The sequence below is a fragment of the Psychromonas sp. SP041 genome, assembly GCF_000470315.2.
Lineage (GTDB): Bacteria > Pseudomonadota > Gammaproteobacteria > Enterobacterales > Psychromonadaceae > Psychromonas.
Map to the genome: position 1 here is coordinate 1 of NZ_CBRF02000093.1, position 1,190 is coordinate 1,190.

General features: G+C 40.2%; 1 protein-coding gene. It reads right to left on the minus strand.

Translation table 11 applies throughout. The annotated features are described in order from the left end of the window. A protein-coding gene (locus SP041_RS20675) for an IS3 family transposase (RefSeq protein WP_137298014.1) occupies window positions 1-1,120 on the minus strand; the annotation gives its coding sequence in 2 pieces (ribosomal slippage) (window positions 1-862 and window positions 862-1,120; 1,121 coding nt annotated over the 2 pieces). This gene is flagged as partial in the annotation. Between the last annotated feature and the right edge of the window lie 70 nt (window positions 1,121-1,190).

Sequence of the window (1,190 nt, forward strand, 5' to 3'; positions counted from 1 at the left end):
GGTGAAAATCCGCCGTTAAACTGATGTGGGCGATATCGATTGTAATAGCCATTTATATAATCACTAATCGACAGCCTCGCTGTATTCATATCTGAATAACCTAACTTAGGCATCCATTCTGTTTTAAAGCTCCTAAAGAAACGCTCCATTGGCGCATTATCCCAGCAATTACCACGGCGACTTAAGCTCTGTCTAATCCCATAGCGCCATAACAATTGCCTAAATGTTTTACTTGTATAATGGCAACCTTGGTCACTATGAAATAATAGCTTTTTTGGCTTACCTCGACTTTCAAAAGCCATCCTTAATGCTTTTTTAGTTAGCTCGCTATCTGGGCTATTTCCAATAGCCCAGCCAATGACTTTACGCGCATATAAATCGATAACCACCGCTAAATAAGACCATTTGTTACCCGTCCAAACGTAAGTGACATCACCGCACCATGACTGATTAGGCGCTGCTGGACTAAAGTCCCGATTAAGTACATTGGGTATTGATAAGTGTTCTTTTTCACCTTTAGCATACTTGTGAGTGGGCTGCTGTCGACTAACGAGTCCTTCTTGTTTCATCAGTTTGTTAACCAACCAGCGACTTACATTAAAGCCTGATGTGGCCAGTAATGTGACTAAGCTACGCTCACCAGCAGAGCCATGGCTCACCGTAAACCAACGCTTCATTTCGGCAATTAAACGTATACGTTCAGGTATTATGTTATCTGGATTAGCTAACCAATAACGGTAGCTACTGCGATGAACGTCGAATAATTCACACAGTTTAACGATACCAATGCTCTCTTGAAATTCGCTAATTAACGAAAACCTTTGAGTGAGTCCTGAATCAAGAGAGCTGAAGCCTTTTTTAATATTGTATTATCTGTTTCTAAGTCTTTTATCTTTCTCTCAAGCTCTCGTATTTTTATTTGGTCTGGTGTCAATGGTGTTGCTGATGATAGTTGTCCATTTCGCTCATTCCGAAGCTGCCTTGCCCATTTATCTACCGTTGATTTACCTAACCCTAAGCTCTCTGCTACATCTCTTACAGGTCGCCTCATATCAACGACTTGTTGTGCAACTTCTAATTTAAATTCGGGTGAATAAGTTGGTCTTGTTTGTTTTGTCATATTAATACCTGATTAGTTAAAGTGAGTTTATCACCTCTAATCAGATGGCCAAATTCATTATGCCACTACA